Source organism: Aeromicrobium sp. SORGH_AS_0981, from assembly GCF_031453195.1.
In the GTDB taxonomy this organism is placed as follows: Bacteria; Actinomycetota; Actinomycetes; order Propionibacteriales; family Nocardioidaceae; genus Aeromicrobium.
The window spans coordinates 1,335,538-1,360,662 of record NZ_JAVIZD010000001.1 but is presented as its reverse complement, the minus strand read 5'-3'; the positions used below and the strand labels follow the sequence as shown (position 1 = coordinate 1,360,662).

The 25,125-nt window shown below is 73.5% G+C and carries 20 protein-coding genes and 1 pseudogene; 6 read left to right on the top strand and 15 right to left on the bottom strand.

The genetic code is table 11. The features are described from left to right. Positions 1-3 precede the first annotated feature (3 nt). Genes QE370_RS06920 through QE370_RS06900 form a run of 5 tightly spaced genes read right to left on the bottom strand, consistent with a single transcriptional unit; the run spans position 4 to position 5,147 of the window. Positions 4-1,068 (bottom strand): hypothetical protein, encoded by a 1,065-nt coding sequence (locus tag QE370_RS06920; protein ID WP_309633899.1) that lies wholly within the window; start codon positions 1,066-1,068, stop codon positions 4-6. Further along, positions 1,061-2,401: a hypothetical protein gene (locus tag QE370_RS06915; RefSeq protein WP_309633898.1), complete on the bottom strand. Its 1,341-nt coding sequence runs from the start codon at positions 2,399-2,401 to the stop codon at positions 1,061-1,063. The genes QE370_RS06920 and QE370_RS06915 overlap by 8 nt, the downstream gene beginning before the upstream one ends. Then, entirely contained in the window at positions 2,394-3,248 is an 855-nt protein-coding gene (locus tag QE370_RS06910; RefSeq protein WP_309633897.1) for a class I SAM-dependent methyltransferase, read from the bottom strand. Before QE370_RS06910 ends, QE370_RS06915 begins: the two co-directional genes overlap by 8 nt. Beyond that, positions 3,245-4,471 (bottom strand): sedoheptulose 7-phosphate cyclase, encoded by a 1,227-nt coding sequence (locus QE370_RS06905; protein WP_309633896.1) that lies wholly within the window; start codon positions 4,469-4,471, stop codon positions 3,245-3,247. Before QE370_RS06905 ends, QE370_RS06910 begins: the two co-directional genes overlap by 4 nt. A gap of 16 nt (positions 4,472-4,487) precedes the next feature. Continuing rightward, positions 4,488-5,147 (bottom strand): HAD-IA family hydrolase, encoded by a 660-nt coding sequence (locus QE370_RS06900; RefSeq protein WP_309633895.1) that lies wholly within the window; start codon positions 5,145-5,147, stop codon positions 4,488-4,490. 206 nt (positions 5,148-5,353) lie between these two features. Here QE370_RS06900 and QE370_RS06895 point away from each other — a divergent pair, with 206 nt between their 5' ends. The 5 genes and pseudogenes from QE370_RS06895 to QE370_RS06875 all read left to right on the top strand — a co-directional run bounded on the left by QE370_RS06895 (position 5,354) and on the right by QE370_RS06875 (position 9,691). Beyond that, positions 5,354-6,151, top strand: a complete 798-nt coding sequence (locus QE370_RS06895; RefSeq protein WP_309633894.1) for a hypothetical protein — start codon at positions 5,354-5,356, stop codon at positions 6,149-6,151. Between the two features lie 35 nt (positions 6,152-6,186). Further along, positions 6,187-7,587: pseudogene (locus QE370_RS06890) on the top strand (acetoacetate--CoA ligase); the annotation flags it as partial. Between the two features lie 79 nt (positions 7,588-7,666). Further along, entirely contained in the window at positions 7,667-8,155 is a 489-nt protein-coding gene (locus QE370_RS06885; RefSeq protein WP_309635244.1) for an AMP-binding enzyme, read from the top strand. Between the two features lie 4 nt (positions 8,156-8,159). Further along, positions 8,160-8,798, top strand: a complete 639-nt coding sequence (locus QE370_RS06880; protein ID WP_309633893.1) for a hypothetical protein — start codon at positions 8,160-8,162, stop codon at positions 8,796-8,798. 110 nt (positions 8,799-8,908) lie between these two features. After that, positions 8,909-9,691: a hypothetical protein gene (locus QE370_RS06875; RefSeq protein WP_253026010.1), complete on the top strand. Its 783-nt coding sequence runs from the start codon at positions 8,909-8,911 to the stop codon at positions 9,689-9,691. A gap of 49 nt (positions 9,692-9,740) precedes the next feature. Here the strand turns inward: QE370_RS06875 and QE370_RS06870 are convergent, their stop codons facing one another. From QE370_RS06870 to QE370_RS06845, 6 genes are all read right to left on the bottom strand, one after another. Further along, a complete protein-coding gene (locus tag QE370_RS06870; RefSeq protein WP_309633892.1) occupies positions 9,741-10,214 on the bottom strand; it encodes a GNAT family N-acetyltransferase in 474 nt (157 codons plus the stop codon). A gap of 1 nt (position 10,215) precedes the next feature. Beyond that, the gene (locus QE370_RS06865) at positions 10,216-11,271 is read right to left on the bottom strand and encodes an aspartate-semialdehyde dehydrogenase (protein ID WP_309633891.1); all 1,056 of its coding nucleotides are present in this window, start codon (positions 11,269-11,271) and stop codon (positions 10,216-10,218) included. After that, on the bottom strand, positions 11,268-12,545 hold the full coding sequence (locus QE370_RS06860; protein ID WP_067853748.1) for an aspartate kinase: 1,278 nt from the start codon (positions 12,543-12,545) through the stop codon (positions 11,268-11,270). The genes QE370_RS06865 and QE370_RS06860 overlap by 4 nt, the downstream gene beginning before the upstream one ends. Positions 12,546-12,758: 213 nt before the next feature. Continuing rightward, positions 12,759-13,868 carry a S1 family peptidase gene (locus tag QE370_RS06855; RefSeq protein WP_253026004.1) on the bottom strand — a complete coding sequence of 370 codons (1,110 nt, stop codon included), beginning with the start codon at positions 13,866-13,868 and terminating at the stop codon, positions 12,759-12,761. A 180-nt stretch (positions 13,869-14,048) separates the two neighbouring features. Next, positions 14,049-15,038 (bottom strand): LysR family transcriptional regulator, encoded by a 990-nt coding sequence (locus QE370_RS06850; RefSeq protein WP_309633890.1) that lies wholly within the window; start codon positions 15,036-15,038, stop codon positions 14,049-14,051. A gap of 40 nt (positions 15,039-15,078) precedes the next feature. Next, a complete protein-coding gene (locus tag QE370_RS06845; RefSeq protein WP_309633889.1) occupies positions 15,079-17,139 on the bottom strand; it encodes a DUF2156 domain-containing protein in 2,061 nt (686 codons plus the stop codon). A gap of 184 nt (positions 17,140-17,323) precedes the next feature. Here QE370_RS06845 and QE370_RS06840 point away from each other — a divergent pair, with 184 nt between their 5' ends. Then, positions 17,324-18,070, top strand: a complete 747-nt coding sequence (locus tag QE370_RS06840) for a DUF4328 domain-containing protein (protein ID WP_253025998.1) — start codon at positions 17,324-17,326, stop codon at positions 18,068-18,070. A 7-nt stretch (positions 18,071-18,077) separates the two neighbouring features. Here the strand turns inward: QE370_RS06840 and recR are convergent, their stop codons facing one another. The 4 genes from recR to QE370_RS06820 form a co-directional block, all read right to left on the bottom strand. After that, positions 18,078-18,677, bottom strand: coding sequence for a recombination mediator RecR (gene recR, locus QE370_RS06835; RefSeq protein WP_067853732.1), 600 nt, complete (start codon positions 18,675-18,677; stop codon positions 18,078-18,080). A gap of 60 nt (positions 18,678-18,737) precedes the next feature. Beyond that, entirely contained in the window at positions 18,738-19,889 is a 1,152-nt protein-coding gene (locus QE370_RS06830) for an acyl-CoA dehydrogenase family protein (RefSeq protein WP_253025996.1), read from the bottom strand. A 173-nt stretch (positions 19,890-20,062) separates the two neighbouring features. Further along, on the bottom strand, positions 20,063-22,819 hold the full coding sequence (locus tag QE370_RS06825; protein WP_309633888.1) for a chorismate-binding protein: 2,757 nt from the start codon (positions 22,817-22,819) through the stop codon (positions 20,063-20,065). 169 nt (positions 22,820-22,988) lie between these two features. Next, on the bottom strand, positions 22,989-25,097 hold the full coding sequence (locus QE370_RS06820) for a DNA polymerase III subunit gamma and tau (protein ID WP_309633887.1): 2,109 nt from the start codon (positions 25,095-25,097) through the stop codon (positions 22,989-22,991). Positions 25,098-25,125 lie beyond the last annotated feature (28 nt).

Below are 25,125 nucleotides of genomic sequence, written 5' to 3'. Positions count from 1 at the left end.
GCCTCACCGGCGGGTGAGGGTCCGCTCGACCGCGGACACGAACAGCTCGGGCAGCGGTGTGCCCCCGGCGGCCGCCATCATCACCACGACGCTCGACGGGGCGAACGAGCAGTAGAGGCCGGCCTCGAGGCACCACGGGCGGCCCTCGGAGTCCACGCGGAAGTCGAACAGGCCGTAGTCGCGGCAGCCGAGCGCATGGAACGCCGTCCGGGCCGCCTCGTGCACCGCGGGGACGACCTGGTCGTCGTCGGCCACCATCCAGGCGTGGTCGTGGGTCTTGGCCACGAGCGCGAGGTCGTCGCCCGACCCGGCGAGCTTGTCGGCGCGGTCGCGGATCGGCTTGTGCTGCGCATCGACCGCGTACTCCTCCAACGGGAGTGCGCGCAGGCCGTCGTCCGTCTCCAGCACCGCGCAGCGGACCTCCCGACCCAGCGGCACGAAGCGCTCCAGGAGCACGTCGCCGACGGACGTCTCGCGCGCTGCCTCGACGACGGCGGACCGCAGGTCGGCGCGGTCGCGGACGAGGGCGACGCCGGTGGAGTTGTCGGCGTCGACCGGCTTCACCACTACCGGCAGGCCGACCGCCTCCACCGCGTCGTCGAGGAGGCGCTCGTCGACGTCCGGGTGGCCACGCACGACCCGGCCCGGCGGCACGTCGACACCGGCGGCCGCCACCACCGCCCTCGTGCGCTCCTTGTGCGCCGCGAGCGCCATCACGTCGGCGGAGTTCCCGACGAACGGCACGCCCAACACGTCGAGCAACGCACGGTAGGTCGTCATGCCGGCGATGCAGAACAGCTGCGGCAGCGCCACGTCGGGAGCGATCCCCCGGACCAGGCCGACCGCCTCCGCCAGCTCCACCGGCTCCGCCGCCTCGATCGCCTCACGGCCGAGGTCCGCGGGGAAGCGCCACCGACCGTCGGGCCCGACCCACACCACCACGTGGTCGAAGCCAGGCACGTCGGCGAGCGCCTCGAGGCAGCCGCCGGCGTACAGCCGCGAGAGATCGGCGAAGAAGTCGTCGGTGGGCGACCCGACGAGGTGCAGCACCATGCGTCGCTCAGTCACCGGCGGCCTCCACGAGCTTGCCGATGTTGAAGTCGATGCGGATCCAGTTGCGACCCCGCACCAGGCTGCGCGCCAGCAGCACCGGGACCTGGCGGTGGTGCTCGAGCAGGAACGGCCACGGGTCGCGCACCGACCAGATCGCGTCGCGACCCTCGAGCACGACGCGCAGCGTGCTCCGTCGCGGACGCTCGCGCACCAGCAGCCGCCAGAGCTCGTGGTACAGCCAGTACGTGGGCCGGCTCCCGGGGAGCGGCTGCAACGGCTCTCCCTCGTGGTCGGGCCCGAGGTACGCGTCGGCGAGGCCGGGGTGGCCGTCGAGCATCGTGATCGCCGAGTGGGTGCGCGGGTTGCACTCGATGGCGTAGGGCGTGCCGTCGGCGGCCTCGATGAAGTCGAACGAGACCTGGCCGGTCAGTCCGAGCTCGCCGACGAACCGTTCCACCCACTCCCGTACGCGCGGCCGCTCGACCATCGCGTAGTTCACCTGGAACGCCGACGACGGGCAGCAGAGGTGCACCCGCAGCTGCCCCTCGACGACGGTGCCGTGCGTGCAAAGCTCCTCGCCCTCCACGAGCTCCTGCAGGATCCACGGGTTTGACGGCGAGATCGGCAGCGCGGCCACGTGCCGGCGCATCGCCTCGCGGTCCTGCCCCGTGGGCCCGAACGGGAACGGCGTCAGGTCGAGCCGGTGCACCGGGTCGTAGGCGATGCTCTTGAGGATGAACGGCCGCGGGCGGCTCGCGAAGTCGAAGGCCATGACGTCCTCGACGTCGTGCACCTCGTGCGTCTCCGGGACGCTCAGGCCCAGGGCGGCCGCTCGGCGCGCGAACGCCGCCTTGTCGTCGAGCATCACGACCTCGTCGGGCTCGAGGTGCAGGACGCGGCAGCGGGTCTCGAGCACGGCCTTCGCACGCGCGTCCGCGATGGCGGTCGCCGGCGCGCAGACCGGCACGTAGACGTCGACTCCCTCCTCCTCGACGACCCGCAGGAGCGCCTGCGCGTAGTCGGGGTCGTCCGGCCCCGGGATCGTGCGGAACACGTCGACGCTGCGCGACGCTCGGTGCCCCGTCCAGCGGTACTTCTCGGCCTCCACCAGCACCACGCGGTGCCCCGCGGCGTGGAAGGCACGGCACAGCGTGAGGGCCTTCGTCATCTTCCCCCCGCTGACCATGACGGTCAGCGGCGGACCGGACCGGACGGCTCGCCGCTCGTCCTGCTGCCGCGCACGTCCGAGGAGCGCCGCTCCGGTCGTAGCCGCAGCCGCCACGGGCGCTGCCAGCGACAGCAGCCCGAGCGCGCCGAGTGACTTCGCCGCCGCCCGCACCTCAGCCATCGACCCTCCGCTGCAGCAGGGTGAGTCCGTCGCGCACGGGCAGGACGACCTGCACGAGCGACGGGTCGGACGCCACCCGCTCGTTGAACGCAGCGATCACCCGACCCTGCTCCTCCTCGCGCTCCGACCGGGGCGGGGCACCGTACGCGACGCCCTGCATCAGCGTGTTGTCGACGGCCACCAGAGCACCGTCGGCCAGCAGCCCGCGCTCGAGGAGCAGGTCGAGGTAGGCCGTGTAGCCCTCCTTGTCGGCGTCGATGAACACGAGGTCGAACGGCTCCTCGAGCCGTTCCAGCGACGCCAGCGCCGGTCCCTCGAGCAGCTCGACCCGACCTCCGTCGTCGGAGCGGCCGAACGCCTCACGGGCCACGGCCGCGGCACGCGGGTCCGCCTCGCACGTGACCACGACGCCGTCGGCCGGCAGCGCCTCGGCCACCGCGAGCGCCGCGTAGCCGGTGAACGTGCCGATCTCCAGCACACGACGCGCGCCGCTGAGCCGCACCAGCAGCTGCAGCAGCGCCGCCTCGACGTGCCCGCTGACCATCTCCGGCTCCAGCTGGGCAGCACCCGGCGGGTGCTCGCCCCACCGGTGCCCGGCCGTCGCGCGCGCGAGCTCGGCGAGCTGCGCCGACTCGGGCGAGGTGCTGGCCGCGACGTACGGGTCCAGACCGGCCAGCAGCGTGTGCGCCCGGCGGAGCCGGTCCAGGACCTCGTCGTCGACCGGGACGCCCGCGTCGAGCCCGTCGAGGACGAGCGCGACCTCCTGCGCGGCGATGCCGACGGGCGTGACGGGCCGCAGCGCCTGCGACCCGTCACCCCCTGCCGGTCGGTGGACCGTCGAGGTCATGCCGGCACGGGCACGGCCGCGGCCGAGACGTGCGCGTCGACGCCGCGACCCTCGCGCGGGTACGCCGCGACGAGCATCTTGTGCGTGGCCAGCAGCGCGTCGACCTCGTCGTCGGCGAGGTCGTTGAGGAACGCGCACGTGCCGATCGGCGACGGGACCGCCGCACGCAGCAGCCCGTCGCGCGTCTGCAGGATCGACGCGGTCGCGCGGCGCACCAGGTCGGGCGTCAGGTCGTCGCTGTCGAGCGACAGGCCGAGCGCGCTGAAGAGCCCGTGCACCCGGTCGCGGTCCGCCGCGCTGACGTGCCCGCGCGCCTCCGCGACCGTGGCCGAGAACGCCATGTCGATCGCGATGGCGTGACCGTGGTAGTACGGGTCGGCCGGGGCGAGCTCGAGCGTCGGGCTCCACGTGTGCCCGAACGCGATGACGCGGTCGAGGTCGAGCTCGAGCAGGTTCGGCGTCTCGAGCTCCAGCATGACCTTGATCGACTCGTAGGTGATCCGGTCGGCCACCTGACGCAGCTCCGGCGTGCCCCCGAGGTGCCCGAACCGGGTCTCGAGGAGCTCCTCGGCGTGCTGCTCCAGCAGGTCGAAGGTGGCGGCGTCGGCGACCGTCGTGATCTTCACCAGCTCGGCCATGCCGTTGCGCACCTCCGCCTCCGGCAGCGTGCGCAGGAAGGAGAAGTCGAGCAGCACGTCGCTCGACGCGTGGTACGCCCCGAGCCGGTTCTTGTGCTTGCCGTGGTTCACGGCCACCTTGATCGACACGCTCGCGTCGATCAGCCCGATCAGCGTCGTGGGGATGCGGATGTAGGGCGTAGACCGGCGGAACGCGGCGCACGCGAACCCGGCCACGTCGGTGGTCAGGCCGCCGCCGACGACGAGGACCGGCTCCTTGCGGAGCAGCCCGAAGTCGGCGAACGCGTCGACGATGCCCTCGACCGTCGACCACTTCTTGTTCTTCTCACCGATCGCGATGGGGTGGACAGTCAGCTCGATGTCGTGGTGGGCGAAGTAGGCCGCGGCGTCGTCGCCGTACAGGGCGTGGACCTCCGCGTCGACGACCATGAGGGCGCGTCCCCACTCGCGGTAGTGGTCGGCCAGCTCGGGCCGGGCGGGGTCGAACACCCCGTCGACGTAGGTCAGCGTGTAGTCGATCCGCTGGGTGGCGTGCACCTCGAAGGAGGTGGGGCTGGCGGTCAGGGTGGCGGGCTCGGTGCTCATCGTGTCCTCCCCGTCCTCAACGTCCGACGTTCCGCAGCAGGTCGTCCAGCTCGAGCGCGTCGACGCGCTCGGTCGCCTCGGACCAGTCGTGGTCGGCAGTGTTCGTGTTCGGGAACGCGACGACGGGCAGGCCCGCGGCCCGCGCCGACGTGACCCCTCCGGTGTTGTCCTCGACGGCGACCGCGTCCGACGCGTGCTCGCCCAGGGCGGCCAGCGCGTGCCGGTACGCCTCGGCGGCAGGCTTGGGCTCGTCGACGTCGTCGGCGTCGACGACCACGTCGAAGTCGGCGGCCGAGAGACCGGGCACCTTCAGGACCGCGGCGACGTTGTCGGCCGAGGTGGTGGTGACGAAGCCCAGCCGGTGCCCGGCCTCCTTCGCCGCGCGGATCGTCTCGACGACGCCGGCGCGGGGCTCCGGCGCCTCCTGCGCGAGCAGGGTCCGGAACACCTCCGACTTGGTGGCGTGCACGGCCGCGGCGTCGACGTCGTCGCCACGCTTCTCGGCGTAGGCGGCGACGCGGTCCTGCCCGCCGTTGCCGGTGAGGAGCGCGGCGTACTCCTCCTGGTCCCACGACCAGTCGAGGCCGTGCTGGGAGAAGGCGGTGTTGAAGGCCCGACGCTGCAGCTCGGAGCTGTCGACGAGCGTGCTGATGGAACCGAAGAGGATCGCAGACATACCTGTCCTAGGGAGGGTGGGATTACGGACGTGCGCGGGGCAGCGCACCACGGTCGGCATCTGGGGCTACCGGGGCCGTGAGGCATGGAATGGCTCGACCTTGGCACAGGTCCGCCGAAAGTGCGCGTCGGCGCCACGGGCCGTCGAGGGGCCGTCGACGGCGGACGTCGGACCGCGGCAGAGGTGTCCTGTGACACACTGGCGCCATGGTCGAGGAGGGCACGACCCCGGCGGACGAGGCGCGCAGCAGCAGCCAGCCGCGCGTGGTCAAGAAGGTCGTCAAGAAGACGGTCGTGCGGCCTGTCGCGCCGTCGGCGCCGACACCGCGCGAGACCCGCCCGGCACCGCCCCGCGCGACCGCCATGTCGCGCCTGAAGGGCAAGGACGCGAAGGCGGCCGCCCCGGCCGACGCCCCCGCTGCCCCGACCCCGGCGGCACCGCGTGGCCCTCGCACCACGGTCGACGTCGGCGCGGGGCTCGCCCGCGCCCGCGACCGGGTGGGCGACGCCGTCCACAGCACCGGTGAGCGCGCCCGTCGGCTCGGCTTCGCCGTCCGCGACCGCGGCGAGGACGCCGTCTGGGCCGTCCGCGACTACCGCGTCCCCACCGTCCCGCCGCTCGGCGCGTCCGTCGTCACCGGGCTGGTGGCCGGTCTGCTGGTGACCGCCGGCGGCTGGCTGTGCCTCGAGCTGTTCAGCGCCGTCCGCGGCACGTCGGCAGGCGGGGCGTTCTGGGGCCTGCTCGCCGTCCTGGTCGTCGTCGGCGTCGCCGGCGAGCTGGGCGCCCGCCTGCTGCGGGCGTTCGGCGTGCAGCAGGCACGCCCCGTGCTGGCGCTGTCGGTGCTGCTCGTGGCGATCGTGGTCATGCTCGCGTTCCTCGAGCCGGTCGACGGGCCCTGGGCGTGGCTGATCGTCCCGGGCCTCATGGTCGTCACCGTGCCGCTCGTGCAGCGGCTGCTCGTCTGGGCGGCCACCGACGTGCCGCCCGACGACGCCCACCGCTGACCCGACCCGTCCGCCGTCCAGGAGGCCGCGCCGCCATGCCCGAGACCCCCGAGGTGCTCTGGAGCCCCGACCCCGCCGCCACCCCGCGCATCGCGGCGTTCGCCACGTCGGTGGGGGTCGACCCGCACGACTACGACGCCCTCTGGCGCTGGTCGGTCGAGGAGCCCGACGCGTTCTGGCAGGCCGTCTGGCGGTTCTTCGACGTCCCGGGCGACGGGTCGCCGACCCCGGCGCTCGCCGACGCCTCGATGCCCGGGGCCGTGTGGTTCCCCGACGTCCGGCTCAACTACGCCGAGGCAGCGCTGCGGCTGCCCGGTCGCGCCGACGACGACGTGGTCGTCGTCGGGCGCTCGCAGTCGCGCGACGACGTCCGGCTGACCGCCGCCCAGCTGCGCGACCAGGTCGCGCGGGCGCGGGCCGGGCTCGTCCGGGCCGGCGTCGGTCGGGGCGACCGGGTCGCCGCCTACGCGCCCAACGTGCCCGAGACGCTGGTGCTGCTCCTCGCCGCGGCCAGCCTGGGCGCGGTCTTCAGCTCCTGCGCACCGGAGTTCGGCGTGCAGAGCGTCGTCGACCGCTGGCAGCAGACGGAGCCCGTGCTCGTGCTCGCCGTCGACGGCTACCGCTACGGCGCCAAGACCGTCGAGCGCCGGGCCGAGGTCGAGCGGATCGTCGAGGCGCTGCCCAGCGTGCGCACGCTCGTCTGGCTGCCCTACCTCGACCCCGACGCGCCCGCGCCCACCGCCGCGACCACCTGGGACGCGCTCCTCGCCGAGCCCGGCGAGCTCGCGTTCGAGCGCCTGCCCTTCGACGCGCCGCTCTACGTGCTCTACTCCTCGGGCACGACCGGACTGCCCAAGCCGATCGTCCACGGCCACGGCGGCATCACGGTGGAGCACCTCAAGGCGCTCGGCCTGCAGCACGACCTCGGCCCCGACGACGTCTTCCTCTGGTTCTCCACGACCGGCTGGATGATGTGGAACCTGCTGGTGTCCGGCCTGCTGACGGGCTCCACCGTCCTGCTCTGGGACGGCAACCCCGCGCACCCGGGCCTCGACCGTCTCTGGCGCGACGCCGCCGAGCTCGGGGTGACCTACTTCGGCACCTCCGCGCCCTACCTCCTGCAGTGCCGCAAGCAGGGGCTGCGACCCCGCGACATTGTCGACACGTCGACACTTCGAGCGGTCGGCTCGACCGGCGCACCGCTGCCGGCCGAGGGATTCCGGTGGGTGTACGACGCCGTCGGCGAGCACGTCCACCTGCAGTCCGTCTCCGGCGGGACCGACGTCTGCTCGGCGTTCGTCGGCGCCTCTCCCACCGTCCCGGTCTACGCCGGCGAGATCTCGTGCCGCAGCCTCGGCGCCGCCGTCGAGGCTTACGACGAGCACGCGCGGCCGGTCGTCGGCTCCCTGGGCGAGCTGGTGATCACCGCTCCTCTCCCGTCGATGCCCGTCGGCTTCTGGGGCGACACCGACGGTTCGCGGTACCGCGCCCGCCTACTTCGAGGACATCCCCGGCGTGTGGCGCCATGGCGACTGGATCACGATCACCGAGCGCGGCACGTGCACCATCACCGGGCGCAGCGACGCCACCCTCAACCGCGGCGGCGTGCGCCTCGGAACGAGCGAGTTCTACACCGTCGTCGAGAGCCTTCCGGAGGTGGCCGACAGCCTCGTGGTGCACCTCGAGGACACCGCCGACGACGACCGCGGCGACGGCGCCGGCACGCTGCTCCTCTTCGTCACGCTCGCCGACCCCGACGGCACCGACGTCGACGAGCTCCGACGTACGGTCGCGCGCGAGCTGCGCGAGCGGCTCTCGCCGCGTCACGTGCCCGACGAGCTGCACGTGGTGCGCGCCCTGCCGCGCACGCTGTCGGGCAAGAAGCTCGAGGTGCCGGTGAAGAAGATCCTGCGGGGCGTGCCCGCCGACCAGGCCGCCACCCGCGGCGCCCTCGAGGACCCCGCGGCGCTGGACGACGTGGCCGCGATCGCCCGGGAGCGGTGAGCTCGTGACCCGCGGTCTCGTCTCCTGCCTGCTGCTCGCCGGGTTCCTCCTGCCGGTGGGTACGGCGATGGCGCTCAGCGACCCCGACCCCGGCGTCCGGCTGCTCGGCGCCACCCTCCTGCTCTGCGGTCTGCTCTTCCTGCTGCCCCTCCCGCTCCTGCGACCGGCGCCGCGACCACCGGCGGTCACCCGCGACGGCGGCACGACGACGGTCCATGGCAGCCCGCTGATCCAGCGGCTCGCCCTCGCGGCGGCCGTGCTGGTCACCCTCGCGGCCACGACGATGACCGGGGCGCTGTCGAGCCCCGCCGTGCTCGACGGCGGCACGAGCCGCCGGCCGACACCCCTGTTCTTCCTCGTGCTGTGGGCCGGGGCGGTGTGGGCCTGGTTCGTCGTCGTCCGTGGCCGCAACCGGCAGGACCTGCGGATCGCCGGCGGCGAGGTCACGCTGACCCGCGGCCGCGAGCAGCTCACGTGCCAGGTGACGCGCGCCCAGGTGGCGGTGGGTCAGGGCACGCCCTCCGCCCGGAACACGGTGCAGGTCGGCTCCGACGTCGCCCCGGGGTTCACGGTCGGCGCCCGGCACTTCGGCACGTCCGCCCCGCAGCTGGCCGAGGCGATCCGCGCCGCGCTGCGACGCTGACGTCCGAAGAACCGGCAATCTTTTCCGAAATGTGTCTCGGGTTGCGGAACCGCCCCTAGGCTGTAGCCGCCTGCGGTCACTCCCGACCGCACTCGTGAACGGACATCCCCTTGCGCAAGCTCACCCCGCTCCTGCTGGCTGCCGCCCTCGGCGTCGGCTCGACCCTCAGCCTCGTCGCCCCGGCCCAGGCCGCGACCGTCGTCTCCGTGAAGAAGATCGCCAACCCCGCCCCGGGCGAGATCGGCACCACCGCCACCATCAAGCCGTCGGTGTCGGTGTCGAAGAACGTGCGCGTCTCCTCCTCGCTCCTGAACGTCAGCCTCGACGGCAAGGCCGTCGTCCGCAACCAGAAGTCGGCCACGCTCAAGCGCACCGCGCTCAGCGTGACCTACAACGTCTCGACCGTGGTCAAGTACCGCGTGCGCGACAGCAAGGGCAAGCTCGGCCCGACGCGCCAGAAGAGCCTGCGCCAGACGCTGACCGTCAAGCCCGTCTACACCACGAAGTGCGCCACGCCGGCCGGCTTCGAGTCGGTCGTCCTCGGCGACGCGCCCGCCACGGGCGACACCATCGGCACCGTCGCGAAGAAGCTCGGCGAGCCGCTGGGTCTCTTCGGCGGCACGCTGAAGCAGCTGCGCGCCGACGCTGTGAAGGAGAACGACCAGGAGACGATCACCTTCGTCGACAGCCTCTACGAGCGCGGCTACGTCCCGGCGACGGAGTACTCGGTCTACGCCTTCCAGGGCTGCGAGGAGAACCAGACCTACGGTGTCTTCTTCCTGACCACGAAGGGCACGGCCCGCGCGTTCGACAAGGCTGACCTCAGCAACACCGAGGAGCCCCCGAGCGAGACCCCGGAGCGCTCGCGCTTCAGCGTGCAGTCGTTCCGCTGACCGACCGGTCCCGAGACCCCCGCACCCTCGGGTGCGGGGGTCTCGTGCGTCAGCGGGCAGGCCGGCGGTAGTCGTGGGCGAGCGGCCACGGGCCGTCGCCACCGAGCCAGGCCGCCGGTTCGCTCCCGACGTGCTGCCAGCCACGCTGCTCGTACAGCCGGCGGGCGGCGGCGTCCTGGTCGAGGACGACGAGCCTGAGCGCGAGGCCTCGCTCGTCGGCCCACGCGTCGACCGCGTCGAGGAGGGCGGACCCGACGCCGGTCCCGCGCGCGTCCGGGTTCACGAACAGCCGCGACAGGACCGGCCCGTCGGGGCCGGTGAGGACGCACACGTGGCCCTCGACCCGACCGTCCACCTCCGCCACCCAGGCGCGCTCGACGTCGCCGGTGAGGAACGACCAGCCGACCAGCGACCCACGCACGGGGTAGGCGTCGAGGGCATGGGTCCGCGCCAGGAGCTCGACGAGCCGCTCGGCGTCGTCGTCGCGCCGCGGCCGGACCGTGACGCCAGCCTTCGCGCCCACCTCAGCCGAGGAGGAGCTCGGCGATCTGCACCGTGTTGAGCGCGGCGCCCTTGCGCAGGTTGTCGCCGCTGACGAAGAGCACGAGTCCCTTGCCCTCGGGGGCCGACTGGTCGGCGCGGATGCGTCCGACGAGGCTCGGGTCGGTGCCGGCGGCCTGGAGCGGCGTGGGCACGTCGACGAGCTGCACGCCGGGCGCACCGGCGAGGATCTCGGTGGCGCGCTCGGGCGTGAGGTCGCGGTCGAACTCGGCGTGGATGCTGAGCGAGTGACCGGTGAAGACGGGCACGCGCACGCAGGTGCCGGCGACGCGCAGATCGGGGACCTCGAGGATCTTGCGCGACTCGTTGCGCAGCTTCTGCTCCTCGTCGGTCTCGTTGCTGCCGTCGTCGACGACGCTGCCCGCCATGGGCAGCACGTTGAACGCGATGGGAGCGACGTAGACGTCGGGGTCGGGGAAGGCGACGGCGCGGCCGTCGTAGGCGAGCGCGTCGGCCTTCTCGACGACGGCCTGCGCCTGGCCGTGCAGCTCACGCACGCCGGCGACGCCGGAGCCGGAGACGGCCTGGTAGCTGCTGACGACGAGCCGGACGAGCCCGGCCTCGTCGTGCAGCGGCTTGAGCACCGGCATGGCGGCCATGGTGGTGCAGTTGGGGTTGGCGATGATGCCGCGACCGCCCGGTCCGTCGCCGGCGGGGATGGCGTGCGGGTTCACCTCGCTGACGACGAGCGGGATGGCGGGGTCCTTGCGGAACGCGGAGCTGTTGTCGACGACGGTCACGCCGGCGTCGGCGAAGCGCTGCGCGTGCGCGCGCGAGGTGGTGGCGCCGGCGGAGAAGAGCGCGATGTCGAGCCCGGTGGGGTCGGCGGTCGCGGCGTCCTCGACCGTGATCTCGCGGCCCGCGAACGGCAGGACGGTGCCGGCCGAGCGTGCCGAGGCGAAGAAGCGCACCTGGTCGGCCGGGAAGCTGCGCTCCTCGAGGATCTGGCGCATGGCGACGCCCACCTGGCCGGTGGCGCCCACGATGCCGATGTTGGCCGTCCGGCGTGCGTCACTCATCGTCCGGTCCCTCCGTACACGACCGCCTCGACCTCGTCGGTGCCGAGGTCGAAGGCCGAGTGCGCGGCGCGGACCGCGTTCTCGACCTGGCTCTCGGCGACGACGACGGAGATCCGGATCTCGGAGGTGGAGATCATGGCGATGTTGACGTTCGCGTCGGCCAGGGCCTGGAAGAACCGGGCCGTGATGCCGGGGGCCGAGCGCATGCCGGCGCCGATGATCGACACCTTGCCGACGCTGTCGTCGTACTGGAGCCGCTCGAACCCGACCTGGTCCTTGAGCCGCGCCAGCGCGGTCATGGCGGTCTGGCCGTCGGCGCGCGGCAGCGTGAACGAGATGTCGGTGAGCGCGGTCGCGGCAGCCGAGACGTTCTGCACGATCATGTCGATGTTGATCTGCGCGTCGCCGAGCGCCTTGAGGATCGCGGCGGCGTACCCGACCTGGTCGGGGACGCCGACGACGGTGATCTTCGCCTCGGAGCGGTCGTGGGCGACGCCGGAGATGATGGCTTGTTCCATGGTGGGGTCCTTCGTGACGTCCTCGGCCTTGAGGACCCACGTGCCGGGCTTGTCGGAGAACGACGAGCGGACGTGGATGGGCATGTCGTTGCGGCGCGCGTACTCGACGCAGCGCAGGTGCAGGATCTTGGCGCCGTTCGCCGCCATCTCCAGCGTCTCCTCGTAGGAGATCTGCGGGATCTGGCGCGCGTCGGGGACGATCCGCGGGTCGGCGGTGAAGATGCCGTCGACGTCGGAGTAGATCTCGCACACGTCGGCGTGCAGCGCGGCGGCGAGCGCGACGGCCGTCGTGTCGGAGCCACCGCGCCCGAGCGTCGTGATGTCCTTCGTCGTCTGCGAGACGCCCTGGAAGCCGGCGACGATGGCGATCGCACCCTCGGCGATCGCCTTCTCGATCCGGCCGGGCGTGACGTCGATGATCTTGGCCTTGCCGTGCTCGGCGTCGGTGATGACCCCGGCCTGGGAGCCGGTGAACGAGCGGGCCTCCTGGCCGAGGTTGCCGATGGCCATGGCGAGGACCGCCATGGAGATGCGCTCGCCGGCGGTCAGCAGCATGTCGAGCTCGCGCGCGGGCGGCAGCGGGGAGACCTCGTTCGCGAGGTCGATCAGCTCGTCGGTCGTGTCGCCCATGGCCGAGACGACCACGACGACGTCGTGACCGGCCTTCTTGGTGGCGACGATGCGCTGGGCGACCCTCTTGACGCTCGTGGCGTCGGCGACGGAGGAGCCACCGTACTTCTGGACGACAATGCCCACGACGGATGTCCTTGCGGTGCGGGGGTTTGGTGGGACCGTGCCAGGGCGACGCTGACCGGGCAACGTCGACATCCTATAGGTCGGTCCGCGCGGCCCTCCACCGTCGTTCCTGTCCTGGGACCGCGAGATCCTGCCGCGCACGCCGACGCGGCACGGACCCGGCACCGTCCCGAGAGACCGGCACCGGGCCCGCGCCGCGCGCGGTGTCCTCGATCAGGAGGTCTTGAGCGTCAGGCCGTAGGCGCTGAGGATCTCGTTGACCGGCTGGAAGTAGGTCGTGCCGCCCGAGGAGCAGTTGCCGGAGCCACCGGAGGTGACGCCCTGCGCCTGGTTGCCGGTGATGGCCGATCCGCCCGAGTCGCCCGGCTCCGCGCACACGCTGGTGCGGATGAGGCCGTACACCGAGCCCTGCGAGTAGTTCACCGTGGAGTTGCGGGCCTGGATGGTGCCGCAGTGCCAGCCGGTGGTCGAGCCGGACCGGCAGATCGACGAGCCGACGGCCGCGTCCTGCGAGCCACGGACGGCGACGCTGCCGCCGCTGTAGTTGTTCACCGTGCCCGTGATGGTGGCCGAGGAGCGCACCCACGCGTAGTCGTTGCCGGGGAAGCTGGAGCCGGCGAACGTGCCGCTGGGGTTCTGCGTCGCGGCACCCTGCGAGCCGCAGTGGCCGGCCGTCACGAAGCCGCCGTTGACCGCGAAGCCGATCGAGCAGCGCGCGTTGCTGATGTAGTAGGCGTCGCCACCCTGGTAGAGCGGCTTCGGCTGCTCGGCCGAGCGCTCGACCTCGATCGCCGAGGTCGGGACACCGGCCTTCTTGGCGAACGACGCGGCGGCGGCGGTGTCGCCCGCGGGGATGACGACCTTGTTGGCGGCCGGGTCGACGTACCAGCCGGCGACCGTGCTGGGCGCGGAGGCCTGCTTCGCGTTGAGGTCCTTCATGTAGCCGTCGAGCTCGGCGGCCGAGCGCTCGACGGTGCGCACCTGGGCGCCCTGCGCCTTCACGGTGCCGGCCTGGGAGGCGTCGGTGACGGCGACGACGAGCGTGCCGGCCTTCGCGTCGTACCAGGAGCCGGCGTAGTCGGCACCGAGGCTCTTCTCGAGCGTCTTGTCGGCCTTGGCGGCCTTCGCCTCGGAGGCGAGACGGTCGGTGGCCTCGGTCTTGGTCAGGCCGAGGTCGCGCTGCATCGCGCCGAGCATGCCGACCTTGGAGCTGGCGGCGCCGTCGTCCTGGGACGGAGCGGCGATGGCCTGCGAGCCGAAGGCCGTGGCGAGCACGGCGGCAGCGGCCAGCGAGCCGAAGAGGGTTCGCTTGGGAGTGTTCACGGTCTGATCTCCTGTGTCGTGGCGGACCGGGGATCACCCGGGCCGCCGTTCCTGCGGAACGGACGGCTCGCCGCCACGCCCCACGCTGTCGTCCGGAGGCGGTCCTGCCTCCGCAGCCCCCCCGAGGGGTTGTGCAGAAACCTACTGGCGGATCAGGCCTGGAGGGTCATACCGGAAGAGTCATACCGCGGGCGTGATGCCTGGGTCGTGCTGCTCTCCGAAGCCCGGGTTCTGCTCCAGCCAGGCGGCGTAGACGGGGCTGCGCGACACCAGGTCGTTGTGCGCCATGCGCACCGTCAGGAGCAGCTCGTCGGCGAAGTCGGCGCCCACGGAGTCGGTGCGCCAGCCCACGAGATGGCGCCAGCGCAGCGGGGCGTCGGCGACCGGCTTGGTGACGAGGCCGGGCAGCACCCGCGTGGGCTGGCAGAGCGCCACGGCCGTACCCGAGGAGACCAGCTCGATGCAGCTCGCCGCGTCGGCCACGTAGAGGCTGCGCGGCGCGAAGCCCTCGCGGGCGCAGGCCGCCGCGAAGCACTCCTGGAAGCAGCCGTCGCCCGGCGTGGCCGCCCACGCCTCCCCGGCCAGGGCGCCGAGGGGTACCTCGGCCGCGTCGGCTGCGCCGTGGTCCTCGGGCAGCATCACGAAGACGGGGTCGACGGAGAAGGTGCGCCAGGTGATGGCGCGGTCGTCGGGGGCGGTGTCGCCGCCGCAGATGCCGATGACGGCGTAGTCGAGCCGGCCGTCCGCCAGGGCCCGCGCGAGCTCGTCGGCCGACCACGAGGCGGTCGTCGAGACCCGCAGGTCGGGATGACGCTGCTCGAGGCGCTGGATCAACGGGGCCAGGACGGCCGGCGACGACGACCCGATGGACAGGTGGTCGGGGATGCTCGCGCCGCGTGCCGGGTCGGCCAGCCGGGTCGCGTCGTCGAGCAGGCCGGTCATGGCGGGCAGCAGCATGCGGGCCCGCGCGATGACCAGCTCGCCGAGCGACGTGGGCCGCACGCCCCGGTGGTCGCGGTCGAACAGGGGGCCGCCGAGGGCGCGCTCGATCCGGCTCAGCTGGGCCGTCAGCGCCGGCTGGGCGACGCCCAGCTCGGCAGCGGCCTTCGTGACGCTCCCGGCGTCAGCGATGGCACACACGACCCGAAGGTGCCGCAGCTCCAGCTCCACTCGGTGAGTCTACCGGCGTTCTCCCCCAGGCACGTACCGCTCAGTGCCCGCGCGTGAGCGCCAGCAGCTGCCCGAGCGTCGCGTCCGCGAGGTAGGCCCGCCCGACCGCGATGCCCACCCGCGGCAGCGCGGCCTCGTCGGCGACGACGAGGAACAGCGGCTCGTACCGCGGCTGGAACTTCGCCTTGAAGGCCTGCAGCGACTGGAACCCGTAGTACGGCTCGAGCACGTCGCCGGCACGCGTGAGCACATCGTCGATGACGGAGCGGTCGACGACGCTGTCGCCTGCGCCGGCGTGCGCGAGCGGCGCGCCCGAGAGCGAGACGACCTCGTAGCCCTGCTCCTTGAACTCCCGGCAGGCCGACGCGATGAGCAGCTCCATCGTGTAGCGGAAGCCGCCGGGGAGACGACGCATGAGGTCGAGCGTCCAGCCGCGGACCTGCCCGTCGGGGCCGGGGATCGGCATCCAGCTCGTGACGCCGTGCACCGTCATGTCGGCGTCGACCGCGACGTTGATCCACACGTCGGGGTCCTCGGCCTCCTCCAGACCGCCGAGCGTGAAGCCCATCTCCGGCAGGCCCTTGTCGCGCACCCACTCGTCGGAGATGGCCCGCAGCTGGGTGCGGATGCCGCGCGGCGCGTCCGCCAGCCGCATCATCCGGGTCTCGACGTCGTGCTTGCCCGCCTGGTTGAACGCCGAGCGGACGTCCTGCCACTTCTTGCCGACGAACTCGAGCTCGGGCAGGTCGACGATCGCCTCCTCGGCGACCTGGACGGCGATCCAGCCCTGGTCCTGCGCCCAGCGCGCCACGGTGCTGCTGCAGCTGAACAGGCACGGGAGCGTGCCGGCGTCGCGCGCGGCGCCGATGAACCGCTCGGCGACGTGCAGCGGGTCGGGGCCCACCGGGTCGCACAGGCCGATGGTGACCCCCATCGACTGCTGGTAGGCGACCACGGCGTCGTCGGTGAACCACCAGCGGTTCTCCGGCCAGGTGGTCATCCACGCCAGGCGGTTCGACGAGCCGTGCCGCCGGAGCACCTCGCGGGCGCGCTCGCGGTCGGCGTCGGTGGGCAGCGCGCCGACCCGGTCGGGGCCCACCCGGCGCAGGCCGCGACGGCCGGGGTTGCGGAACGCGCTGCGCCCGAGCAGGAGCGCCGCCAGCTGGGCGGTGTCGAACAGCAGGGAGATCCAGACGAGGCCGGAGTTCGAGGTGCCGCCGGAGACGATGACGGCGGCCGTCGCGGCGCCGAGCAGCCAGCTGATGGAGGTCAGGACGAGGGCGAGCATCCACCACGTGCGGCGACCGCGCACGAGGCCCCACGCGATGAGCAGGTCGACCGCCACCACCGCGAGGACCCACCACCACGACTCGGGGTCGCCGCCGATGGGACCGAAGGGCCCGTCGCGGTCGGCGACCTGGCCGATGACGGCGATGATCGCGCCCCAGAGGAACGAGCCGCCGGTGAGCATCCGCAGGTCGCGGCGCGTGAAGCCGGGTCGCAGCCACTCCGCCACCGTCCGCGACGGACGGCGGCCGACGATCCAGGGGCCCACCCAGAGGCCGAGCAGCACGGCCACGAGGTGCTCGACGTCGTAGAGGTAGCCGAGGAAGGTCAGCGACGTGAGCACGTAGCCGAGGACGCCGAGCCGGACCCGCCCGCGCCAGGGTCGGCGCAGGTCGGCCGAGACGACCATGGCTGCCGCGAGCGCGCCCGCGCTGAAGCCGACGTCGAGGTCCTGCGCCGTGCGCTGCGCCCAGCCCCAGTCGGTCCAGGACGACAGCGCCACCATCAGGTAGCCACCGCCGATCACGCCGATCGCCTGGAAGACGACGACCACGGCGGCCGTGCGTCGCGTGCCGAGCCGCCACTCGCAGAGGCTGACCGGCAGGACGAAGAACGTGAGGATCGCGACGTACTGCAGCGGCTTGAGCGCGTAGAGCGAGCCGGTGACAACCGTCCACCAGCGCCCGTCGAGCAGCGACGGAGGGCCGAACGCGACGTCGGGGTACCAGCTCTTGTCCTCCAGCGGGGACCACAGGGTCCCCGTGGCGGCGCCGAGCAGCAGGATCAGCACGACGACGGAGGCCGTGAAGGGCACCCCGCCGCACCACCGTCAGCACGTTCACGACCGACACGCTAGGGCACCGCGACGACGGCAGAAAGAACCGGGAGCGGTTCTCAGCAACACGTCAGTCGTCCGTCAGTGGTTCGTCAGGTTCTGGTACCCCGGACCTCGCTGGTGCACTAGCGTCAGGGGCTCCGCGACGACCGCCAGGAGACCGATGTCCGACCCGACGCCCTACCCTCGTTTCCCGTCCGAGGACGACGTCCCCGAGGGCTGGGGCCGCGCGCCCGAGCCGTCGTCCGGCGCGCCGGCCTCCCCGGTGCCTGCGGCCGCGAGCGCGTCGCTCGGCACTCCCGAGCCGCTGGGCGTCCTCACGACCCTGACGATGGGCCTCGCCGCGCTCTACGCCGCCCTCATGCTCCCCCGGTACTGGCTGGCACGCGACGCCGAGGACCAGTGGACGTCGGGCGCCGCGGCCGGCCGGTCGCCCGAGGAGTTCTTCACGCCGTACGAGGTCGTCGACCTCGTCGGCTACCTCGTGCTGCTCGGCGCCTTCGTCGTCACCTGCCTGTGGCTCTGGCGGGCGCGCGTGAACGTCGACGTGCTCTCGCCGACGTCTCCGCACGCGCGCAGCCGCGGCTGGGTCTGGGGCGGGTGGCTCGTGCCGGTGGTGAGCCTCTGGTTCCCCTTCCAGGTGGTGCGCGACGTCCTGCGCGTCCGGTCGCACCACCCGTCCTCCGGGTCCCGCGTCGGCTGGTGGTGGGGCGCGTTCATCGTCGCGAACGTCGCGACCGGGGTGGAGTCCCTCCTCGTGCCGACGGATGTCGACTCGACCGGGGTCGGCGACCTCCCGGCCTTCGCCGCCGTCTCGACCGTCGCCTGGGTCGTGGCCAGCGTGTTGTGGGTGCGGGTCGTGCGCGCCGTGGCGGCCGACCAGGAGGAGCTGCTGGCCGGTCGGGGCTGACCCCGCGTCAGCCGGCGATGGCGGTGCGGCCCTCGAACGCGCGGCCGAGCGTCAGCTCGTCGGCGTACTCGAGGTCGCCACCGACGGGCAGCCCGCTCGCCAGCTTGCTGACCCGCAGGCCCAGGGTGCTGAGCATCCGGATGAGGTAGGTGGCGGTCGCCTCGCCCTCGAGGTTCGGGTCGGTGGCGATGATCACCTCGGTGACGGTGCCGTCCTGCAGCCGTCCGAGCAGCTCGCGGATGCGCAGCTGGTCGGGCCCCACGCCAGCGATCGGGCTGATCGCCCCGCCGAGCACGTGGTAGCGGCCACGGAACTCACGGGTCCGCTCGATCGCGACGACGTCCTTGCTCTCCTCCACGACGCACAGCACGGTGGCGTCGCGGCGCGGGTCGGAGCAGATGCGGCACTCGACGTCGACCGTGACGTTGCCGCACACGGCGCAGAAGTGCACCTTGTCCTTGACCTCCACGAGGACCTGCGCCAGACGACGCACGTCGGCGGGGTCGGCGTCGAGCAGGTGGAAGGCGATCCGCTGGGCGCTCTTCGGACCGACCCCGGGCAGCTGCCCGAGCTCGTCGATGAGGTCCTGGATCACTCCGTCGTACACAAGGAGCAAGTCTAGGCCCGACGGCGCGACGACGGCGTCCGGCGCGCGGTCGCGACCGCGTCAGACGAACGCGTTGATCCCCGTCTCGGCCCGCCCGACCAGCAGCTTCTGCACCTGGCTGGTGCCCTCGTAGAGCGTCATCACGCGGGCGTCGCGCAGGTACTTCTGCACCGGGTACTCGTCGATGAAGCCGTACCCGCCGAACGCCTGCACGGCGAGGTTCGCCGCCCGCACCGCCGCCTCCGACGCGAACAGCTTCGCCTTCGACGCCGCCGTGCCGTACGGCTCGCCGCGCTGCATGAGGTCGGCGGCCCGCCAGGTGAGCAGCCGCGCCGCGTCGGCGTCGACGCTCATGTCGGCGATCATCTCCTGCACGAGCTGGTACGACGCGATCGGCTGGCCGAACTGCTCCCGCTGGCCGGTGTACGCGACGGTCTCCTCGAGGCAGCCCTGGACGATGCCGACGCAGCTCGCCGCGATCGTGACGCGGCCCTTGTCGAGCGTCTGCATCGCGATCTTGAAGCCCTGGCCCACCTCGCCGAGCAGCGCGTCGGCGGGCACGCGGACGCCGTCGAACGACAGCGCCGCGGTGGCCTGGCCGCGCAGGCCGAGCTTGCCCTTGATCTCCGTGGCCTCGAAGCCGGGCGTGTCGGTCGGCACGAGGAACGCCGAGACGCCGCGCGGGCCGTCGTCGCTGGTGCGGGCGAAGACGAGCGCGACGTCGGCCCAGGTGCCGTTGGTGATGAAGACCTTGGAGCCGTCGATCACCCAGTCGTCGCCGTCGCGGCGGGCGCGGGTGCGCAGGTTGCCGGCGTCGGAGCCGTGGCCGGGCTCGGTGAGACCGAAGCAGCCGAGGATCCGGCCTGTCGCGATGTCGGGCAGCCAGCGCTGCTTCTGCTCCTCGGTGCCGTGCCGCAGGACCGACGTGCCGAACAGCCCGGAGGAGACCGAGACGATGCCGCGGATCGCTGAGTCGGCGCGGCCCAGCTCCTCCGCCGCGAGGACGTAGGTGAGGTAGTCGCCGCCGACCCCGCCGTACTCCTCGGGGATGGTCAGCCCGAAGAACCCGATCTCGCCCAGCTTTGGGATGATCGCGAGGTCGACGGACTCCGCGCGGTCCCACGCGGCACGGTGCGGCACGACCTCCCGGTCGAGGAAGTCGCGGGCCAGGGCACGGAATCCGGCCTGCTCGTCGGTGAGGGTCAGGTCCATGGTCCCGATGCTGCCACGGGCGGGTGCGGCCGGCCGCTCGGCTTCCCCGACGGGTCGGCCCCGGGCCGTGGGAGGTAGGTGGCGCGCGCTTCCCCGGGTGGCGGTAGACGGCGCGCGGATACGGCCGCGCTTCCCGCGCGCTCCCTACCCCCCGGCTGGGAAACGCGTGCCACCTACCTCCCCGGACGGTCCTCCGGGCGGACCGTGCCTGCGAGGAACGTGGCGAGCAGGTCGTGGCCGTGGCTCGTCAGGATCGACTCGGGGTGCCACTGCACGCCCTCGACGGGATCGGTGGCGTGCCGCAGCCCCATCACCACGCCCGACGCGGTGCGGCTCGTGACGACGAGATCTGCCGGCAGGCTGGCCTCCTCGGCCACCAGCGAGTGGTACCGGGCGACGACGAGGGGCGTGGGCAGCCCGGCGTGCAGGCCGAGCCCGTCGTGGTGGACGAGCGACGGCTTGCCGTGCACCACCTGCGGCGCGCGCACCACGCGCGCCCCGTAGGCCTCGGCGATCGCCTGGTGCCCGAGGCACACGCCGAGCAGCGGCGTGGTGGGGCCGAGCCGGCGGACGACGTCGACGCTGATGCCCGCGTCGGCCGGTGCGCCGGGCCCCGGCGACAGCACCACGTGGGTCAGGTCGTCCGCGGCCCGTGCGGCGAGGAGCTGCTCGACGTCGACCTCGTCGTTGCGGACGACGTCGGCGTCGGCGCCGAGCTCGCGCACGTACTGCACGAGGTTGAACACGAACGAGTCGTAGTTGTCGACGAACAGCACCCGCGCCGCCCGCCCCCTCCCCCGCTGACCGTGACGTTTGCGGGGCGAGAACCCTCTTTCGGGCCCGGAAACGTCACGGTCAGGGGGGTGGGGGGAGGCGAGCGAGGAGGCGAGGAGGGTGGCGAGAGGGCCAGGGGCGGTCCAGGTGCCGACACCCTCGACCTCGTGCACCGGCACGACGCCGCGCAGCGCGTTCGTGACGAAGACCTCCGACGCCGCCGCGAGGTCGGAGCGCATGAGCCGACGCTGGCGCAGCGGCACCCCGGCGCGCAGGAGGGCGTCGACCACCCGGGCGCGCTGGGTGCCGGGCAGCACCCGGCCGTCGAGCGGCGGGGTGTGCACGCCGTCGTCGAGCACGCAGAACACCGAGGTGCGGCCACCCTCCAGCACCGAGCCGTCGACGTCGACCAGCAGCAGCTCGTCGGCCCCGTCCGGAGGGTCGAGCGGGCCGCGGTCGACCCACTTGTGGCTGCCCCATCCCCCGGGGACCTCGCGCGGCACGAGCCGCCACGACGCGGGCGCCGGCACGAGCGGGGCGTCGACGAGCCGGACCCACACCGGCACGGCGTGGTCGTCGGTGGCGCCCTGCGGCTCGAGGGGCACCGCCTCGACCCGCAGACGGTGCCGACCGGGCGGCAGGCTCGCCGCGCGCCGCGCCACCGCGTCGGCGAGCCCCTCCCGGACGCTGCTGCCGTAGACGGCGCGGACGCTGGCGTCGAGACGGGCCAGGTGCGACGCGACGTCGACGGCTCGCCCGTCGTCGACGAGCAGGGTGGTGAACACGCCGCGACCCACGTCGGCGGACCAGTCGCGCGACGACCGGTGCGGCGCCGAGACCGCGGGTGCGGGACGCGGCACGTCGTCGACGAGGCTGCCCCCGACGGCCTCGACCACCGGACGCGCCTTCACGAACACCTCGGCCAGCTCGGCGTGCGGGTCGGAGTCGGCCACGATGCCGCCGCCCACGCCGAGCCACGCCCGCCCCTGCGCCATCTCCACGGTGCGGATGACGACGTTGGCCTCGAGACCGGCGAGCGGGCTCACGTGGCCGATCGCGCCCGTGTACGCCTCCCGCCCGGTCGCCTCGAGTGCAGCCGCCACCTCCATCGCTCGCACCTTCGGCGCACCGGTGACCGACCCCGGGGGGAACGTGGCCCGCCACAGGTCGGCGTCGTCGACGTCGGGCGCGAGGTGGCCCACGACGTCGGAGACCAGCTGCCACACGGCGTGCCGCTCCGGCCGGACGAGGGCGGGCACCCGCACGCTGCCCGGTGCGCACACCCGGCCGAGGTCGTTGCGCATCAGGTCGACGATCATCACGTTCTCGGCACGGTCCTTCGCCGAGGCCGCGAGCGTCTCGGCCGCCGCGGCGTCGTCCTGCGGCCCGACGCCGAGCGGCGCCGTGCCCTTGATCGGCGACGTCAGCACCTCGTGGCCCGTGCGGCGCAGGAAGAGCTCCGGCGAGAACGAGGCGACGCCCTCGCCACTGCCGGCCGGGCCGCCCACGAACGCGCCGTAGGCCGGGCGGAGGCGCTGGGCGCCCGCGCAGAAGACGTCGACCGGGTGGCCCTCGACCTGGCCCTCCAGACGCGCGCAGAGGTTCACCTGGAAGAGGTCGCCCGCGTGCACGTGCTCGACGGCGCGAGCGACCGCCGCCACGTGCTCCTCGGGCGACGGCACCAGCCGCAGCGGGCCGACGTGGTGCGCCACCGGCTCCGGCGCGGGACCCTCGAGCGCCGCCAGCACCGGCGCGACGTCGACGTCGCCCAACCACTCCAGCCACCACGTGCCCCGGCTGCGTCGCAGCACCCACGCGTAGAACGCCAGCCGCGCGTCAGGCTGCTCGACGGGTCGGGCACGGGCCGGCGGCACCCGCTCCAACCGCCCGCCGAGGCGGTACCCCCACAGACCGATCCAGCCACCCCCGAAGCCGGCCGCCCCGTCGGCCGACGCCCGGGGCGCCACCTCGGGCACCGGCAGGTCGAACGGGTCGTCGACGTCGGGGTCGAGCACCCGCACGGGGTCGCAGGCCACCAGCGCGTCGCCCTGGTGCCACGCACCGACCAGCGCCACCGGACGGTCGCGGTCGCGGAAGCGTCGCAGCACCTCCAGCGGACCCTCGTCGAGCCCGAGGCGCCGCCGGTGCGCCGTCACGGCCGCACCGGCACCCCAGGCCGTACCGTCCGCCGCCCGGGGCCCGGCACCCCAGGCCGAACCGTCCGCCGCCCGGGGCCCGGCACCCCCGGCTGCACCGTCCGCCGCCCGGGGCCCGGCACCCCCGGCTGCACCGTCCGCCGCCCGGGGCCCGGCACCCCCGCCGGGATCAGCCGTGGTCGATCTCATCGATCACCCGCGCACCCAGCTCGCGCGAGAGGAGCTGCTCGGGGTCGGCGCCCTGGTCGACGACCGGGTCGTCGGGGTGCGCCGCGAGGTCGGGGTCCTCCGGCGGTGCCACCGAGCCCGGCTCGCGCATCGCCTGCCGGACCGCCTCGGGTGCACCCACGCCACGACCCTGAGACGACGGCGCCGGGGCGGCCGGCTGGGCCGCGGGCGCCGACGGCTGCGGCGCGCTGGCGGCGCGCGGGTCGACCGACGGGTCGACGATCGCCTCGATCCGCCACTGCACGCCGATGACCTGCTGCAGCGCCTGCTGCACGTACTCGGCCGACCCGCTCGCCACGAACGAGTCACGCGCACCAGCATTGACCAGCGCGATCGTCAGCGTCCGGCCGTCGAGCGCCTGCACCTGCGCGTTCTGGCTCAGCATGATCCAGGTGAAGCGGCGCAGCCCCTTGATGACCTCGAGCACCTCGGGCCAGAGCCGGCGCACGTCGGCCACCCCCATGCCGCCGGCCGCGGGAGCCGCCTGCTGCGGCTGCTCCTGGGGCTGTGGGGTCTGGGGCTGCTGCGGGGGCTGGGGCTGCTGCGGGGTCTGCGGCTGCTGCGGCCGAGGCTCGGGCGCCGACGGGGCAGGCCTGACGTCCTCCGGCGGCGTGGACCGCCCGACCGGCTCCTCGACGTCCCACGGCGGCAGGTCCGGCGGCTCGACGACGTCGTCGGGCTGCGCGGCGGGCGGCAACGCCGCAGCCCCGGCCTGCCGCAGCGCCGCCTCGCGCGGGCTGGACGGCTGGGCCGCAGACGACTGGGCCGCTGGCGTCTGGGGTGCGGGCGTCTGGCGTGCGGGCGTCTGGGGTGCTGGGGCCGCCGCCTCGACGCTGGGCGCCGGAGCGGGACGGGTGTCGACCGGCACCTGGTCGGCCGGCACGCCGCCCATCGAGAGTCGCTTCTCGAGCCGGTCGACGCGGGCGACCACACCCGACGCGTCGGAGGCCGGCACCAGGATGCGCGCGCACATCAGCTCGAGCAGCAGGCGCGGCGCGGTCGCACCGCGGAACTCCGTGAGCGCCGCGTTGACGATGTCGGCCATGCGCGTCAGGTCGGCCGGACCGAACGACGTGGCCTGACTCTGCAGCCGCTCGGCCCGGTCGCCCGGCACGTCGAGCAGACCGGTGACGAGAGCGTCGGGCACGGCCCGCAGCACGACCAGGTCACGCAGCCGCTGCAGCAGGTCCTCGGCGAAGCGCCGTGGGTCCTGCCCCGACTCGATGATCTTGTCGACGACGCCGAACACCGTGGCGCCGTCGGACGCACCGAACGCCGCGACGGCCTCGTCGAGCAGCGAGTCGGGCGTGTACCCCAGCAGCTGCACGGCGAGGTCGTAGGTGACGCCCTCCGGCCCGGCCCCGCCCAGCAGCTGGTCGAGGACGCTGAGGGTGTCGCGCACCGAGCCGGCACCGGCGCGGACCACGAGGGGGAGCGCGGCCGGCTCGAGGCGCACGCCCTCGGCCTCGCACAGCTGGTTCAGGTAGTCCCCGAGCGCCTTCGGCGGCACGAGCCGGAACGGGTAGTGGTGCGTGCGGGACCGGATGGTGCCGATCACCTTGTCGGGCTCGGTGGTGGCGAAGATGAACTTCAGGTGCGGCGGCGGCTCCTCGACGAGCTTGAGCAGCGCGTTGAAGCCCTGCGGGCTCACCATGTGCGCCTCGTCGATGATGTAGACCTTGTACCGGCTGCTGATGGGCGCGAAGAACGCGCGCTCGCGCAGGTCGCGGGCGTCGTCGACGCCGCCGTGGCTCGCGGCGTCGATCTCGATGACGTCGACGCTGCCCGGGCCGCCTCTCGCGAGGTCGCGGCAGCTCTGGCACTCCCCGCACGGGTCGGAGACCGGCGCCTGCTCGCAGTTCAGCGCGCGGGCCAGGATGCGGGCGCTCGTGGTCTTGCCGCAGCCGCGCGGGCCGGAGAACAGGTAGGCGTGGTTGACCCGGTTGGCGGCCAGCGCGTGGCGGAGGGGGTCGGTGACGTGCTCCTGCCCGATCACCTCGGCGAACGTCTCGGGACGGTACCGGCGGTAGAGGGCGAGAGGGGCATCCACGGCCCCGAGCCTAGCCGCGCCGCCCGAC